This is a genomic window from Pseudomonas sp. AM4(2022), assembly GCF_036346515.1.
Lineage (GTDB): Bacteria > Pseudomonadota > Gammaproteobacteria > Pseudomonadales > Pseudomonadaceae > Aquipseudomonas > Aquipseudomonas paracarnis.
Genome location: NZ_JAOTNW010000033.1, coordinates 1 through 16,291, shown reverse-complemented (window position 1 = coordinate 16,291; position 16,291 = coordinate 1). Strand labels below are relative to the sequence as shown.

12 protein-coding genes are annotated in these 16,291 nt (G+C 59.7%); 3 read left to right on the top strand and 9 right to left on the bottom strand.

Annotated features, from left to right (window positions below):
* The first annotated feature begins 340 nt into the window (after positions 1 to 340).
* Complete coding sequence (locus tag ODQ19_RS26640; protein WP_330211678.1) at positions 341 to 2,494, top strand: M10 family metallopeptidase C-terminal domain-containing protein; 2,154 nt, start codon at positions 341 to 343, stop codon at positions 2,492 to 2,494.
* A 366-nt stretch (positions 2,495 to 2,860) separates the two neighbouring features.
* A complete protein-coding gene (locus ODQ19_RS26635; RefSeq protein WP_330211677.1) occupies positions 2,861 to 4,573 on the top strand; it encodes a M10 family metallopeptidase C-terminal domain-containing protein in 1,713 nt (570 codons plus the stop codon).
* Between the two features lie 118 nt (positions 4,574 to 4,691).
* On the opposite strand, the gene ODQ19_RS26630 is transcribed toward ODQ19_RS26635, so the two are convergent.
* The 9 genes from ODQ19_RS26630 to gcl form a co-directional block, all read right to left on the bottom strand.
* Positions 4,692 to 5,897, bottom strand: a complete 1,206-nt coding sequence (locus tag ODQ19_RS26630; RefSeq protein ID WP_116666067.1) for an MFS transporter — start codon at positions 5,895 to 5,897, stop codon at positions 4,692 to 4,694.
* A 251-nt stretch (positions 5,898 to 6,148) separates the two neighbouring features.
* On the bottom strand, positions 6,149 to 7,150 hold the full coding sequence (locus ODQ19_RS26625) for a sulfate ABC transporter substrate-binding protein (protein ID WP_330211676.1): 1,002 nt from the start codon (positions 7,148 to 7,150) through the stop codon (positions 6,149 to 6,151).
* A 94-nt stretch (positions 7,151 to 7,244) separates the two neighbouring features.
* A complete protein-coding gene (locus ODQ19_RS26620) occupies positions 7,245 to 8,069 on the bottom strand; it encodes an ion transporter (RefSeq protein ID WP_330211675.1) in 825 nt (274 codons plus the stop codon).
* Between the two features lie 31 nt (positions 8,070 to 8,100).
* Positions 8,101 to 8,976, bottom strand: coding sequence for an urea transporter (locus ODQ19_RS26615; protein ID WP_330211674.1), 876 nt, complete (start codon positions 8,974 to 8,976; stop codon positions 8,101 to 8,103).
* Positions 8,977 to 9,081: 105 nt separating this feature from the next.
* A complete protein-coding gene (gene pyk / locus ODQ19_RS26610) occupies positions 9,082 to 10,497 on the bottom strand; it encodes a pyruvate kinase (RefSeq protein ID WP_330211673.1) in 1,416 nt (471 codons plus the stop codon).
* Positions 10,487 to 11,767 carry a glycerate kinase type-2 family protein gene (locus ODQ19_RS26605; RefSeq protein WP_330211672.1) on the bottom strand — a complete coding sequence of 427 codons (1,281 nt, stop codon included), beginning with the start codon at positions 11,765 to 11,767 and terminating at the stop codon, positions 10,487 to 10,489. The genes pyk and ODQ19_RS26605 overlap by 11 nt, the downstream gene beginning before the upstream one ends.
* Positions 11,768 to 11,924: 157 nt before the next feature.
* A complete protein-coding gene (locus ODQ19_RS26600) occupies positions 11,925 to 12,815 on the bottom strand; it encodes a 2-hydroxy-3-oxopropionate reductase (RefSeq protein WP_330211671.1) in 891 nt (296 codons plus the stop codon).
* Positions 12,816 to 12,938: 123 nt separating this feature from the next.
* Positions 12,939 to 13,721 (bottom strand): hydroxypyruvate isomerase, encoded by a 783-nt coding sequence (hyi, locus tag ODQ19_RS26595; RefSeq protein ID WP_330211670.1) that lies wholly within the window; start codon positions 13,719 to 13,721, stop codon positions 12,939 to 12,941.
* A 10-nt stretch (positions 13,722 to 13,731) separates the two neighbouring features.
* The gene (gene gcl / locus ODQ19_RS26590) at positions 13,732 to 15,507 is read right to left on the bottom strand and encodes a glyoxylate carboligase (protein ID WP_003189987.1); all 1,776 of its coding nucleotides are present in this window, start codon (positions 15,505 to 15,507) and stop codon (positions 13,732 to 13,734) included.
* Positions 15,508 to 15,763: 256 nt separating this feature from the next.
* Between gcl and ODQ19_RS26585 the strand changes: the two genes are divergently transcribed.
* A complete protein-coding gene (locus ODQ19_RS26585; protein WP_330211669.1) occupies positions 15,764 to 16,204 on the top strand; it encodes a GlcG/HbpS family heme-binding protein in 441 nt (146 codons plus the stop codon).
* Positions 16,205 to 16,291 lie beyond the last annotated feature (87 nt).

Sequence of the window (16,291 nt, the reverse complement as noted above, 5' to 3'; positions counted from 1 at the left end):
TGCGAATGGGGTGTTGTCTGATTGTGAATAACGCTTTGCAATAAAAATTATGTAAAGTGTGTTTGTGAGGTTTAATATTCATGTAAAACAAGGACTTATCATGTTCGCGGTTAAAGTGCTATCTGTTCTGAGGTTTCGGGAGTTGTCGAGTATAAGATTAAAGTGTTTTTAAATTTTAGAGTGTGTCGAGTTGAATTATTTCACTGCTGGTGTACGGCAAGGGGGTGTGCGAATTTAACGCTGTGCCGATAACTACTGCTGCTCTTGTTGGGCGGGAATCGGTATCTCGAACGTGCTGATGTTACAGCCTCGAGTCTGATTTTTATGAGGACGTTGGTTTATGAGAGTGCCAGGACCATCCACACCTAATATTGTTATACCCAAGGAACCAGTTCTTAATAGCAGTATCAGCCCAGAGAGCTCTGCCGGGGCCAATACACTCAATAGTAAAAAGCCAGTGTTCACTACGGAACAGGCGGGAAAACACATCACCCGCAGCGGTTTCAAGGTTCATGATAATAATGGTGACGGCAAAATTACCTTGTCCGTTCGCGTCTCCAAGGGCTTTACCCCGCAGCAGGCAGAGCAGGTCAGGCAGGCACTGCAATCCTGGCAGGATGTCGCTAACGTTACATTTACTGAAAAACCGCAACATTCAGACGGTTATGTTGATATCAGTGAAATGCCCGGAACACCGGGGGGAGTGGCCTCACTGCCTGATAAGTTCATGACTCGAACCTTCGTAAATATTGGAACGGCGAATGCGGGGGCGAACCCTCCACTGGGTCATTATTTTCGCGGAGCGCTTATCCATGAAATAGGTCATTCAATCGGCCTGGAACACCCGGGGCGTTATGACGGCACTGGTAACTATGGGCGTGACGCAGTCTATGCAGGGGATACTCGAGCGCGTTCTGTGATGAGTTACTATTCAGAAAAAAACCAGCCAGGCCACGATTTCAAATTGTTGAACCCTTCTGCGCCGATGATGGATGACATCTCGGCTGTCCAGAAACTGTATGGGCCGAATACCACTACGCGCAATACCGATACTACCTATGGGTTTAATTCCAATACGAACCGTGAAGCGCTTAGTTTGAAGTCGGCAAATGACAACCCTATTTTTTGTGTGTGGGATGGTGGTGGAAAAGACACGTTGGATTTCTCTGGGTATTCACAGCCTCAGAAAATCAATCTCAATGCCGAGTCTTTTTCGGATGTCGGGGCGTTGAAGGGTAATGTCTCCATAGCCAAGGGCGTCACACTGGAAAACGCGGTGGGCGGCAAGGGAGATGACGCTCTCATAGGTAACCAGGTCGCCAATCGTCTCAAAGGGGGCGGTGGAGCAGACCGGTTGTCAGGGGGAGGGGGGGCAGACACTTTTGTTTATGACCATGCCAATGATTCCACGCCGGATAACCCCGATGTAATCCTGGACTTTGAAAGTGGCGCAGACAAAATTGACGTCTCCGGGGTTTTGAAAAGGGCCAATCTCAGTGCGCTTAAATTCGTTGATCGCTTAACGGGTCAACCCGGCCAGGCTGTGATGAGTTACAGCGAGGGCAGTAATGAGGGAAGTCTGGCCCTGGACCTGACGGGCAACGGCAAGGCTGATCTGTTCGTAAAAAGCATCGGCCGGATAAACGCGGGTGATGTCGTGGCGCACGGCGATACGCCTACGCCAAACCCTGAACCGAAAGACCCCAAGCCTGCGTCGCGGCCTCAATTCGAGGAGCCCAAAACCAAGTCTGAGCCCAAACCGAAGGAGTCAAAGCCTGAGGAGCCCAGGCCAAGTCCAGACCGCTGTGAGCCGAAGCCACGGCCAGATCCTTGTGAGCCGACGCCGCGTCCAGGCCCGTGTGAGCCGAAGCCACGGCCAGACCCTTGTGAGCCAACGCCGCGTCCAGACCCGTGTGAGCCGAAGCCACGGCCAGAGCCTTGTGAGCCGAAGCCGCGTCCATACCCGTGTGAGCCGACACCCAGTCCAGACCCACGTGAGCCCAAGCCACGCCCGGAGACCCGCGAGCCAACACCGCGTCCAGACCCGTGGGAGCCAACGCCACGCCCGAACCCACGTGACCCCCGGCCACGCCCGGAGACCCGCGAGCCGAAGCCACGTCCAGACCCATGGGAGCCAACGCCACGCCCGAACCCGCGTGACCCCCGGCCACGCCCGGAGACCCGCGAACCAACGCCATGTCCAGACCCGTGTGAGCCCACGCCGCGCCCGAACCCGCGTGAACCCAGGCCACGGCCTGAGACCCGCGAGCCGACACCACGTCCGGACCCGTGTGAGCCAATGCCGCGTCCGAACCCGCGTGAGCCCCGGCCATGGCCGGTGACCCGCAAGCCGAAGCCACGTCCAGATCCCTGTGATCCGAAACCGGATCCTTGCGAGCCGAGAGCTGCCAGGCGAAACGATCAGTCGGCGTATTCAGCGCGGTCTTGGAACGGGCCATTCACCGGCAGCCGCACGCTGAATACGTTCAAATAGTCTGCTGTTTTTAGAAGTGAAAAGTCACGCTGAGCGCTCGATTTAAATCGAGCCTGTAGCGAAATTAAATCATTCATTGCCCCGTGTGTAAGTGCAAACAATCAGCAATGGCTTGATGTTCGTCAGTAAGACTGGTGCTGTGATACTTATATAAAAATTGGTTTGTCTGATTATTAATTTTCTTGAGCTATGAATGGTTAAGTTGGTGAGCGTTTATGCGCGAACTGGCAGTGGCGGCTTGGAGGGGGAGGTTGATCGACTTGAAGATCTGAATGGCTATTAATGAAGTTGGATGTCTAGGAATTCACCGGTGCCTTACGTGTGAAGTGTTGTGTTGTTGTTTTTAACTAACTGAGAAGCGTGATTATGATTAATGCAAATACACCCGCTGCAAATTATTATGTGCCCACACCGAACGTGGCCCCTCAGCCGTCTCAGGTGCTACGTTCTGGCAATCCAGCTGAAAGTGAAGCTGCCAGCTTCCTTCATCGCGACGCGAACTCAGCAGCAGACAAACAAGCCTCAACAAACTCTCAATTGCTTAATCTTTCTGCTCCGCTGATAGGCGCACGCACTCATCAGCAGCGAATGTATGGATTGAGTCTAAACTCGGGGCTACTTCGACTTGGAGACATCAATTCCGGCAACGTGGTGACGGCCCGTTGCTATACGATGGCAGAGGAAGATACCAAACCCACTCTTGAGCCCCGGCCAAACGGCGGTACCAAGGGGGCAACAGATCAGTCTCAGCCAAACGGCGGTACCAAGCCGGCAGCCGATCAGCCTCGGCCAAACGGCGGTACCAAGCCGGTAGCCGATCAGCCTCGGCCAAGTGGCTACACCACGCCGGTAAGTGATAGGCCCAAGCCCAACATCGACACCATGCCAGTCGGTGGTAAGCCCAAGCCCAGCGTCGACACCATGCCAGTCGTTGATAAGCCCAAGCCCAACGTCGGCACCATGCCAGTCGTTGATAAGCCCAAGCTCGACGTCGACACCATGCCAGTCGGTGGTAAGCCCAAGCCCAACGTCGACACCATGCCAGTCGGTGGTAAGCCCAAGCCCAACGTCGACACCATGCCAGTCGTTGATAAGCCCAAGCCCAACATCGACACCATGCCAGTCGTTGATAAGCCCAAGCCCAACGTCGACACCATGCCAGTCGGTGGTAAGCCCAAGCCCAGCGTCGACACCATGCCAGTCGTTGATAAGCCCAAGCCCAACGTCGACACCATGCCAGTCGGTGGTAAGCCCAAGCCCAACGTCGACACCATGCCAGTCGTTGATAAGCCCAAGCCCAACGTCGACACCATGCCAGTCGTTGATAAGCCCAAGCCCAACATCGACACCATGCCAGTCGTTGATAAGCCCAAGCCCAACATCGACACCATGCCAGTCGTTGATAAACCCAAGCAACCCCGTGACACCAGAACCGATGACACCACCTACGGATTCAACTCGAATACTGGCAAGGCGGAAACGACGCTGACGTCCGCAGCCGATAAGCCAGACTTCAACGTATGGGATGAGCGTGGGAACGATACCTTTGATTTCTCTGGTTTCAAGCAGGATCAAATCATCAACTTGCGCGGTGGTTCGTTTTCCAGCGTGGGGGGGATGAAGGAAAACGTCAGGATCGGCGAGAAGACGGTGATCGAAAATGCTGTGGGTGGCCATGGTAACGATCGCATCATCGGTAACAGCGCGGATAATGTGCTCACCGGTGGCGCGGGGGCCGATACGTTGGTGGGCGGCGGCGGTTGGAACACCTTCAAGTTCAATGCCTTTAGCGATTCAACCCGTGCCAATGCCGACTTGTTGTTGGACTTCAACACGGGGCAGGACAAGATCGACCTGTCGCAAATGGTGCTCGACGGCAAGGTAGCGTTGAACTTCGTCGAGAACTATACGGGGGCGGCAGGCGACACCATTATCAAGTTTAATCCGCAAACGGGACGTTACTTGCTGGCGGTCGACCTGGATGGCGATGGCAAGACCGACTTCCTGATCAAAAGCACCCGAATGATCAGTCCAGAAGATGTCATCGGGCTCAACATCAAAGAGGGCAGTTATCTCTAATGCCTTGATCGCGCGCCTTTGACGGGCGCCACTGCTGGAAGCAAGGCGGGGGCGGGACTTACTCACGGGTTGATGAAGTCCCGCCCTTTTGTGCGTTTTGAAGTGGCTGACGGGCTCGTCAGGACGCTTGGACGCTGGCCAACGCGGCTTTACGTGCAACGCTCATGAAACGCAACAACGCAACCAGCGCAAATGCACTGCCCACCAGCATCACGGCCAACCAGCCGCCGTGTTCATACACGCTGCTGGCAATCGCCGAACCGAATGCACCGCCGATAAAGATACTGGTCATGTACAGCGCGTTCAGGCGGCTGCGGCTGTTGGCATCCAGGGCGTAGATGGCGCGTTGGCCGAGGACCATGTTCATCTGCACGCAAAAATCCAAGACCACCCCGGTGACGGCCAGGCCAATCACGCTGTACAGCGGGTGTACCAACGCAGGCAGGAAACTCAGCGCACCGAACAGCATCGCCAGCAGCGAAGCGCGGTGGGTATGGCCTGCATCGGCCAGGCGACCGGCCATGGGCGCGGCGATGGCGCCAAGGGCACCAACCAGGGCAAACAGTGCGATTTCGCTTTGGCTCAGGCCGTGGTTACGCGCCAGTTCCAGTGGCGCGGCAGTCCAGAACAGGCTGAAGGCGGCGAACATGCAACCCTGGTAGAACGCCCGCTGGCGCAACAGCGGTTGTTCACGCAACAGGGTGCCCAGGGAGTGCAGCAACTGGCCGTAGCTGGCTCTGTGATCGGGCTGGCGCTTGGGGATAGTCAGCATCAGTACCACGCTGATAAACGCCATCAGTGCGGCGGCCGCCATGAACATCGCACGCCAGCCGAAGTGATCGGCCACCACGCTTGACACCGGCCGAGCCAGCAGGATGCCCAGCAACAGGCCGCCCATGATGCTACCGACCACCCGGCCCCGGGATTCGGCCGGCGCCAGGTGTGCGGCCAGCGGGATCAGGATTTGCACCGAGACGGAACTGAAGCCGATCAGTAGCGACACCAGCAAGAACAGGTTCGGCTGTTCGATAAACGCCGCCCCCAACAGGCTGGCGATCGCCACGACGGTGGTGGCGATCATCAGCTTGCGGTTTTCCAGCAGGTCGCCCAGAGGCACCAGGAAGAACAGGCCCAGGGCGTAGCCGATTTGCGTGAGGGATACGATCAGGCTGGCCATTGCCGGCGTCAGGCCAATGTCCGGTGCAATCAGCTCGATGATCGGTTGCGCGTAGTAGATGTTGGCGACAATGGCGCCGCAGCAAAACGCGAACAGCATGACCATGCCCCGGGTCATGGTGCCTGCAGCGTGAGAGGTTGCGTTCATGGTGTACTCATAAAGGCGAAGGACGATGGCGTGAGAGAGTAAAGACAAGGCTCTCAAGTGAGTAGGCTGCCTGTGCTGATATCACTTATGCCGGCTGATGATACATTCAGACACATCTGCCCTACGCAAAAAAGTGGGAGCTGGCTTGCCTGCGATGGCGGTGCACCAGTCACCAGAAATATGACTGATAGATCGCTTTCGCAGGCAAGCCAGCTCCCACAGGTTTGACCGAGTTGATTCAGTCAGATGGGTTATTGGCCAGAGTAGATCTGGTCAAACACCCCGCCATCATTGAAATGGGTCTTTTGCACTGTGCGCCAGTCGCCGAAGGTCTTCTCCACCGACAGGAAGTCCACCTTGGGGAACCGGTCGGTGTACTTGGCCAGCACCTTAGGGTCCCGTGGGCGCAGGTAGTTGTTGGCCGCAATTTCCTGGCCTTCAGGCGACCACAGATACTTGAGGTAGTCCTCGGCCGCGGCACGGGTGCCTTTTTTATCGACCACTTTATCCACCACCGACACCGGCGGTTCGGCTTCGGCGGAGACGCTTGGGTAGACCACTTCGAACTGATCACGGCCAAACTCACGGGCGATCATTTCCGCTTCGTTTTCAAAGGTCACCAGCACGTCGCCAATCTGGTTGGTCATGAAGGTGGTGGTGGCGGCGCGGCCACCGGTGTCCAGCACTGGCGCTTGCTTGAACAACTTGCCAACGAAGGTCTTGGCCTTGTCTTCATCGCCGCCGTTCTTCAACACGTAGCCCCAGGCCGACAGGTAGGTGTAGCGGCCGTTACCCGAGGTCTTCGGGTTGGGCACGATTACCTGAACGCCATCCTTGAGCAGGTCGGGCCAGTCTTTCAGGGCTTTGGGGTTACCTTTGCGCACGATAAACACCGTGGCTGAGGTGAATGGCGCACTGTTGTTCGGCAGGCGCGTTACCCAGTTGTCCGGCACCAGCTTGCCGTTGTCGACCAAGGCATTGATGTCGGTGGCCATGTTCATGGTGATCACGTCGGCGGGCAGGCCGTCGATCACCGAGCGCGCTTGTTTGCTGGAGCCGCCGAAGGACATCTGCAACGTCAGCTTGTCGTCTGGGTGCTCGGCTGCCCAGTGCTTCTGGAAGGCGGCGTTGTAGTCCTTGTAGAAATCGCGCATCACGTCGTAGGAGACGTTGAGCAGGGTGGTCGCTGCCTGGGCGGAGCCCGCCAAGGCCAGGCCGGCGGCCAGTAGAGAGGCGCTGAGGATTTTTTTCACTGCTCATTCCTTGTTGTTCGAGAAGAGGGGAGGCAATTTGCCAGCGACTATAGCCGGGCCTGCATAGAGCTTTAAAGATTAAAACGAACTTTGCTTATTCCAGTTTACGAAACAGATTGCTGCCACAGCGCGCGCAAAACGCGGCGTTGGGTTCATGGCTGTCCTTCTTGCACACTGGGCAGTCGGTATGCAGCTGTTCGCCGCGCATGGCAGTGGCCAGTTCGGCGGTAAAAATACCCGTCGGCACGGCGATGATCGAGTAACCGGTGATCATCACCAGCGACGAAATCACCTGGCCCAGGGGCGTCTTGGGCACGATATCGCCGAAGCCCACGGTAGTCAGGGTGACGATGGCCCAGTAGATGCCCTTGGGAATGCTGGTAAAGCCATGTTCCGGGCCTTCGATCACGTACATCAGGGTGCCGAACACTGTCACCAGGGTGCACACGCTGACCAGGAACACCACGATCTTCTGCTTGCTGCCGCGCAGCGCCGCCATCAGGTAGTTGGCCTGCTTGAGGTACGGGCTGAGCTTGAGCACGCGGAAGATGCGCAGCATCCGGATGATGCGAATGATCAGCAGATACTGGGCGTCGCTGTAGTACAGCGCGAGGATGCCGGGGACGATGGCGAGCAGGTCCACCAAACCATAAAAGCTGAAGGCATAGCGCAGCGGCTTGGGCGAGCAATACAGGCGCAGGCCGTACTCGATGGCGAAGATCAGCGTGAAGCCCCATTCGATATAGGCCAGCACGTCGGCGTAGTTCTGGTGGATCTCATCGATGCTGTCGAGCATCACGATCACCAGGCTGGCGAGGATGATCAGCAGCAGGATGCCATCAAAGCGCCGCCCGGCGACGGTGTCGCTTTGGAACACCATGATGTAGAGACGCTGGCGCCAGTCGTTGTTGCTGTCCATAAACCCTGCCTGAAACGAATATCGAGCAAGCCTAGGGCGATTCGACCGGGCTGTCCATGTGGGGTTTGTGCAGCATTCGCTGGCCGACGCGCACCAGCCAGCATGCAAGGATAAACGGCGCGGTCAGCGCGGGCAGGTGCAGGGCGGCGAAGCCCGGGGTGAGCAGGATGGCCAGGCCGATGCCCAGCAGCGGCAACCAAGGCTGGCGACGCGACGAGCACAGGGCCAGGGCGGCCAGCGCGGGGTTATAGCTGTGCAGGCCGAGCAGGGAGCCAGTGGGGTCGTTCAACCACAGGCCGGCCAGCATGCCGAGAGTGGCGCCGCCCAAGGCCCACGCGACGGCGCGACGATTGGCCAGCAGCAAGCCCAGGGCGATCAGTACGCCCGCCAGCGGCTGGTCCAGCAGCATGATTTGCCCAAGGCCGGTGAAAGGAGCGGCGAGTACAGCGACAGTGTCGGGCTCGCTCAGCGCAAGGGTGTTCTCCGAGACCTGGCCGAGCAGCAACCAGCCCAGGCCAACAAAGGGCGCGGTGTACGCGGGCAAATCCAGGGGTTGGGTCGCGTGTTTCAACCAGTGCCGAGTGAGGATGGCACTCAAGCCGCCGCACGCCAGGATCAGCGGCGGCACCAGCGCCGACCAGGCAAAGTGTTGGCTGATCAACAGGCCCAGAAGTACGCCGTTGTAACTATACAGCCCGGCCTGGCGCTCGGCCTTGGGATACCCCCGGCGCTGGGCCGTGAGCAACCCCGCGACACCCCCCAGCAAGGCACCGCCGAGCAACGCCGGGGCGCCGATCAGGATCGCCAGCAGGCACAGCAGGCCGCACAGCGGGTGGCGCTGCAGGAAGATTTGGCTGAAGCCGTTAAGCAGGGCTTCGGCCCAGTCGGGGCAGGTTGGGTTGTGCATGTCAGCTCCCTGTAGGAGCGAGCTTGCTCGCGAAAAACCTGAGGGCGCCGCGTGCATTCAGGATACGCGCGTCATCGTTGACGTTCTTCGCGAGCAAGCTCGCTCCTACAGTAGGGTTTCGATACGCAGCGAATTGGTAGACCCCGGCTGCCCGAACGGCACTCCCGCAGTTATCACCAAGGTATCGCCACGCTGCGCCATGCCCTGGGCCTGGGCAATTTCCAGTGCGGTGGAACACACCTCATCCACCTGGCGCAGCCTATCGTTGACCACCGAGTGCACGCCCCACGCCACGCTCAGGCGTCGCGCCGTGGACAGGTTGGGCGTGAGGTTGAGGATCGGCGCCACAGGCCGTTCCCGCGCGGCGCGTAAGCTGGAACTGCCGGACTCGCTGTAGTTCACCAGCACCGCCACCGGCAGGATGCTGCTGATACGGCGGATCGCACAGCTGATGGCGTCCGACACCGTGGCATCCGCCTTGGGCCGGCTGACATCCAGCTGGGCCTGGTAGTCCGGACCGTTTTCCACCTGGCGGATGATCTTGCTCATCATCTGCACCGCTTCCAGCGGGTACTCGCCCGAGGCGGTTTCCGCCGACAGCATCACCGCGTCCGCACCTTCAGCCACCGCATTGGCGACATCGGTGACTTCGGCGCGGGTGGGTGCCGGCGAGAAGCGCATGGATTCGAGCATCTGCGTGGCCACCACCACCGGCTTACCCAGCTGGCGGCAGGTGCTGATGATGTCTTTCTGGATCTGCGGCACGCTCTCGGCCGGCACTTCCACGCCCAAATCCCCCCGGGCCACCATGATCGCGTCGCTCAGTTCAGCGATTTCTTGCAGCCGCTGCACCGCCGAAGGTTTCTCGATCTTGGCCATCAGAAACGCTTTATCGCCGATCAGCTCGCGGGCTTCGCGGATGTCTTCCGGGCGCTGCACAAACGACAGCGCCACCCAGTCCACACCCAGCTCCAGGCCGAAGCTCAGGTCGCGACGGTCCTTGGCGGTGAGTGGGCTCAGTTCCAACAGCGCTTGTGGGACGTTCACACCTTTGCGGTCAGACAGTTCGCCGCCATTGAGCACGGTGGTGTCGATGGCGTCGGCATGCTTGGTGATCACGCGCAGGCGCAGCTTGCCGTCGTCGAGCAGCAGGTCCATGCCCGGCTCCAGTGCGGCGATGATTTCCGGGTGGGGCAGGTTGACTCGGCGTTGGTCACCCGGGGTTTCATCCAGGTCCAGGCGCAGGGCCTGGCCACGTACGAGCTGCACCTTGCCTTCGGCAAAGCGTCCCACCCGCAGCTTCGGCCCTTGCAGGTCCATGAGGATGCCGAGCGGGTAGTTGAGCTGGCGCTCGACCTGGCGAATCCACTGGTAGCGCTGGGCATGGTCGGCGTGGTCGCCGTGGCTGAAGTTGAGGCGGAAGATATTCACCCCGGCCTCCACCAGCTCGCGGATGTCGTCGATACCGTCGGTGGCCGGGCCCAGGGTGGCGAGGATTTTGACCTTCTTGTCAGGCGTCATGATTGGCAGTCTCAAGGATCAGGATGGCGCGGAAGTCGTTGACGTTGGTGCGCGTCGGCTCGGTGACGATCAAGTCGCCCAGGGCGGCGAAATAGCCGTAGCCGTTGTTGTTGTCCAGCTCATCGCTGGCCGACAGGCCCAGGGCTTCGGCACGGCGGTAGCTGCAGGGGGTCATGATCGCGCCGGCGTTGTCTTCTGAACCGTCGATGCCATCGGTATCCCCGGCCAGGGCGTACACGCCGGGCAGGCCCTTGAGGCTGTCGGTGAGGCTGAGCAGGAATTCCGCATTGCGCCCGCCACGGCCGTCGCCGCGTACGGTGACGGTGGTTTCGCCCCCCGAAAGGATCACGCACGGCGCCGCCAATGGCTGGCCGTGCTGCACGATCTGCCGGGCGATGCCGGCGTGTACCTTGGCCACATCGCGGGCTTCGCCTTCAAGGTCGCCGAGGATCAGCGGGCTGAAACCGGCCTGGCGCACTTTGACCGCCACCGCTTCCAGGGATTGCTGCGGGCGGGCGATCAATTGGAAGTGGCTGCGGGCAAGCACCGGGTCGCCGGGCTTGACGGTTTCCGAGGCCGGGTTCTGCAACCAACTGCGCACCGAAGCGGGAGCGTCGATGTGATAACGCTTGAGGATCGCCAGGGCCTGTTGCGAGGTGCTCGGGTCACCGACCGTCGGGCCCGAGGCAATCACCGTGGCCTGGTCGCCCGGTACATCGGAGATCGCGTAGGTGTACACCGTGGCCGGCCACGCGGCCTTGGCCAACCGACCGCCCTTGATCGCCGAGAGGTGCTTGCGCACGCAATTCATCTCGCCAATGGTGGCGCCGGATTTAAGCAGGGCTTTGTTGATGGCTTGCTTGTCCGCCAGGGTGATGCCCTCGGCGGGCAGTGCGAGTAGTGCCGATCCACCGCCGGAGAGCAGGAAGATCACGCGATCGTTTTCACCCAGATGGCTGATCAGTTCCAGCACGCGCTGGGCCACGGCCAGGCCGGCCGCATCCGGAACCGGGTGGGCGGCTTCGACCACTTCGATTTTTTTGCATGGCGCGCCGTGGCCATAGCGGGTGACCACCAGGCCCGAGACTTCGCCCTGCCAACAATCTTCGACGACCAATGCCATGGCGGCCGCGGCTTTGCCGGCGCCGATCACGATCACACGGCCACTGCGGTCGGCAGGCAGGTAGGATTCAAGGACTTGCCGGGGGTGGGCGGCGTCGATGGCTGTGGCAAACAGCTCGCGAAGCAGGTGTTGCGGATCGACCGACATAAGCGGGCTCCCGGGGGATTCTTGTTATTAGAGGTGCGGCGATCGTTCCCACGCTCTGCGTGGGAATGCAGTCCGGGACGCTCTGCGCCCAAAGCGTGACGCGAAGCGTCACAAGAGGCATTCCCACGCGGAACGTGGGAACGATCAGCGGTGTGGGTTATTTATCGCGAATCGAGAAGTTCGCCATATGCTCCAGGCCCTTGATCAGTGCCGAGTGGTCCCAGTTGCCGCCGCCAATTGCCGTGCAGGTGCTGAACACTTGCTGGGTGCCGGCGGTGTTCGGCAGGTTGATCCCCAGTTCCTTGGCACCGGCCAGCGCCAGGTTCAGGTCCTTCTGGTGCAGGTTGATACGGAAGCCCGGATCGAAGGTGCCCTTGATCATGCGCTCGCCGTGCACTTCCAGGATCTTGGACGATGCAAAGCCACCCATCAGCGCTTCACGCACTTTGGCCGGGTCCGCGCCGTTTTTGGAGGCGAACAACAACGCTTCGGCCACCGCCTGGATGTTCAGCGCGACGATGATCTGGTTGGCCACCTTGGCGGTCTGGCCATCGCCATTGCCGCCTACCAGGGTGATGTTCTTGCCCATGCTCTGGAACAGCGGCAGCGCGCGTTCGAAGGTCTGCGGTGCGCCGCCGACCATGATGCTCAAGGTGCCGGCCTTGGCACCGACTTCACCACCGGACACCGGGGCATCCAGGTACTGCGCGCCGGTCTGGTTGATCTTGGCGGCGAATGCCTTGGTGGCGGTAGGGGAGATCGAACTCATGTCGATCACCACCTTGTTTGGCGACAAGCCCGCAGCCACGCCGTCGGCACGGAACAGCACGTCATCGACTTGTGGGGTGTCGGGCACCATGACGATGATGAACTCGGCCTCCTGGGCCACTTGTTGCGGGTTGGCCAGGGCCACGGCGCCGGCGCTGATCAGTTCAGCCGGAGCCTTGCCGTGATGTTCGGAGAGAAACAGTTGATGACCTGCTTTCTGCAGGTTGGCGGCCATGGGTTGGCCCATGATGCCGGTGCCGATAAATCCGATTTTAGCCATGATCAAAATCCTCTTTTAATGTGTGGCTTGCCTGCGATGGCATCATCCGGGGATGCCTGATACACCGAGGTGTCTGCATCGCAGGCAAGCCAGTTCCCACATTGTTTGGTGTTGTGTCAGTTGTCAGATGGCGTTATGGGTTTTGAGCCAACCCAAACCCGCCTCGGTCGTGGTCAATGGCTTGTACTCACAGCCAACCCAACCCGCGTAACCAATGCGGTCCAGATGCTCGAACAGGAAGCGGTAGTTGATCTCACCGGTACCTGGCTCGTTGCGCCCTGGGTTGTCCGCCAGTTGGATGTGGTTGATCTCGCCCAGGTGCGTCGCCATGGTCCGCGCCAGGTCGCCTTCCATGATTTGCATGTGGTAGATGTCGTATTGCAGGAACAGGTTGGCGCTGCCCACTTGCTCGCGAATCGACAGGGCCTGGGCTGTGTTATTCAGGTAGAAGCCGGGAATGTCGCGGGTGTTGATCATCTCCATCACCAGCTTGATACCCCCCGCCTGCAGCTTCTCGGCGGCGTACTTGAGGTTGGCGACGAAGGTTTTTTCCACGGTCTCGTCATCGACGCCTTGTGGCCGGATACCCGCCAGGCAGTTGACCTGGGTGTTGCCTAAGACCTGGGCATAGGCGATGGCCAGTTTGACCCCGGCACGGAACTCCTCGACCCGGTCTGGGTGGCAAGCCAGGCCGCGCTCGCCCTTGGCCCAGTCACCGGCTGGCAGGTTGAACAGCACCTGGGTCAGGCCGTTGGCGTCCAGCTGCGCCTTGATGTCGGCAGAGCTGAACTCATACGGGAACAAGTACTCCACGCCCTGGAAACCGGCATCGGCAGCCGCTTTGAAGCGGGCAAGGAAATCCTGTTCGGTAAACAACATGGACAGGTTGGCAGCAAAGCGCGGCATAGGGTTCTCCTTAATCGAGCAGGGAAATGGCAGTCGGCGCATCGTTGCCGACCAGAGCCAGATCTTCGAATTCATTGACGGCGTTGATCTCGGTGCCCATGGAAATATTGGTCACCCGTTCCAGAATAATCTCAACGATCACCGGCACCTTGAATTCTTCGATCATCTCTTGGGCGCGGCGCAAGGCCGGTTGGATCTGGCCCGGCTCGAACACACGCAGGGCCTTGCAACCCAGGCCCTCGGCAACCGCCACATGGTCGACGCCGTAGCCGTTGAGTTCCGGGGCGTTGAGGTTGTCGAAGGACAGCTGCACGCAGTAGTCCATCTCGAACCCACGCTGGGCCTGACGGATCAGGCCCAGGTAAGAGTTGTTCACTACCACATGGATGTACGGCAGCTTGAACTGTGCGCCCACCGCCAGTTCTTCGATCATGAACTGGAAGTCATAGTCGCCCGACAAGGCCACTACTTTGCGGCTCGGGTCGGCCTTGACCACGCCCAGCGCCGCGGGAATGGTCCAGCCCAGTGGGCCAGCCTGACCGCAGTTGATCCAGTGGCGGGGCTTGTACACATGCAAGAATTGCGCGCCGGCAATCTGCGACAGGCCGATGGTGCTGACGTAGCAAGTGTCTTTGCCGAACACCTGGTTCATCTCTTCGTACACGCGCTGCGGCTTGACCGGCACGTTGTCGAAGTGAGTCTTGCGGTGCAGGGTGGCCTTGCGTTGTTGGCAGTCATGCAACCAGGCACTGCGGTCCTTGAGCTTGCCGGCGGCTTTCCACTCGCGAGCCACTTCAATGAACATCGTCAGCGCGGAGCCGGCGTCGGAAACGATGCCCAGGTCCGGCGTGAACACGCGGCCAATCTGGGTCGGTTCGATGTCGACGTGAATGAATTTACGGCCTTCGGTGTACACCTCTACCGAACCGGTGTGACGGTTGGCCCAGCGGTTGCCGATGCCCAGCACCACGTCCGACTTGAGCATCGTCGCGTTGCCGTAGCGGTGCGAGGTTTGCAGGCCGACCATGCCCACCATCAGCGGGTGGTCGTCCGGGATAGTGCCCCAGCCCATCAGGGTCGGGATTACCGGGATGCCGGTCAACTCAGCGAACTCCACCAGCAACTCGCTGGCGTCGGCGTTGATCACGCCGCCACCGCTCACCAGCAATGGGCGTTCGGCTGCGTCGAGCAGAGCCAGGGCTTTTTCCACTTGCACACGGGTCGCCAGCGGCTTGGCCAGGGGCAGCGGCTGGTAGGCGTCGATGTCGAATTCGATCTCGGCCATCTGTACGTCGAAGGGCAGATCGATCAACACCGGGCCAGGGCGGCCGGAGCGCATTTCATAGAAGGCTTTCTGGAACGCGTAAGGCACTTGGCCGGGTTCCAGCACCGTGGTTGCCCACTTGGTCACTGGCTTGACGATGCTGGTGATGTCCACGGCCTGGAAGTCTTCCTTGTGCATCCGGGCGCGAGGGGCTTGGCCGGTGATGCACAGGATCGGGATCGAGTCGGCCGAGGCGCTGTACAGACCGGTGACCATGTCGGTACCCGCCGGGCCCGACGTGCCGATGCACACGCCGATGTTCCCGGCCTTGGTACGGGTGTAGCCCTCGGCCATGTGCGAGGCGCCTTCAACGTGGCGAGCAAGGACGTGATCGATGCCACCCACCTTCTGCAAGGCCGAATACAGCGGGTTGATCGCGGCGCCTGGGATACCGAAGGCGGTATCCACACCTTCACGGCGCATCACCAGGACGGCGGCCTCGATTGCTCTCATTTTGCTCATGATTTTGGTGCCTCTTGCGTTTTGTAATTGTATACAAGTGGTGTCTGTCCAAAGTGTATTCACGCCGAGCTGCGTTGGTCAATGCCTTTCGTAAACTGACCTTTGCGTTCGTCGGAAGCGCTTTTTTCGACGTATGGAGTCTTTGTTGGAAAATATTGTATACAAAAACAAATATCATTGTGTTCTATTTGTGTGATCGGGCATCTGATAAAACAGACCTCACCGCTTTACCCATAACAAGATAAGGACGGCACCTATGAGCGCTTTAACCTTGAAACTCGCCACCCAACTGGCCACCCAGGCCCTCACCGCAGGCCGCACCATTTCGGCTGCGCCACTGACCATCGCCGTGCTCGACAGCGGCGGCCACCTGGTCACCCTGCAACGCGAAGACGGCGCCAGCCTGCTACGCCCGCAAATCGCCATCGGCAAGGCCTGGGGTGCCATAGCCCTGGGCAAGGGTTCACGTTTGCTGGCACTGGACGCCCAACAGCGCCCGGCGTTTATCGCGGCGTTGAACAGTCTGGGGCAGGGCAGCGTCGTGCCGGCACCAGGTGGGGTGTTGATTCGGGATCAGAACGGCATGGTGCTCGGCGCAATTGGGATCAGCGGGGACACGTCCGATATTGACGAGCAGTGTGCGATCACGGCGATAGAGGGAGTGGGGTTGATGGCGGATGCGGGGGTGTCGGCTTGAATCGTTCTGACTGTGAGTAAGCTATCGCAGGCAAGCCAGCTCTCACATTGGCGGTGTTCACAAATCCAACTGTGTGAATCCAATCAG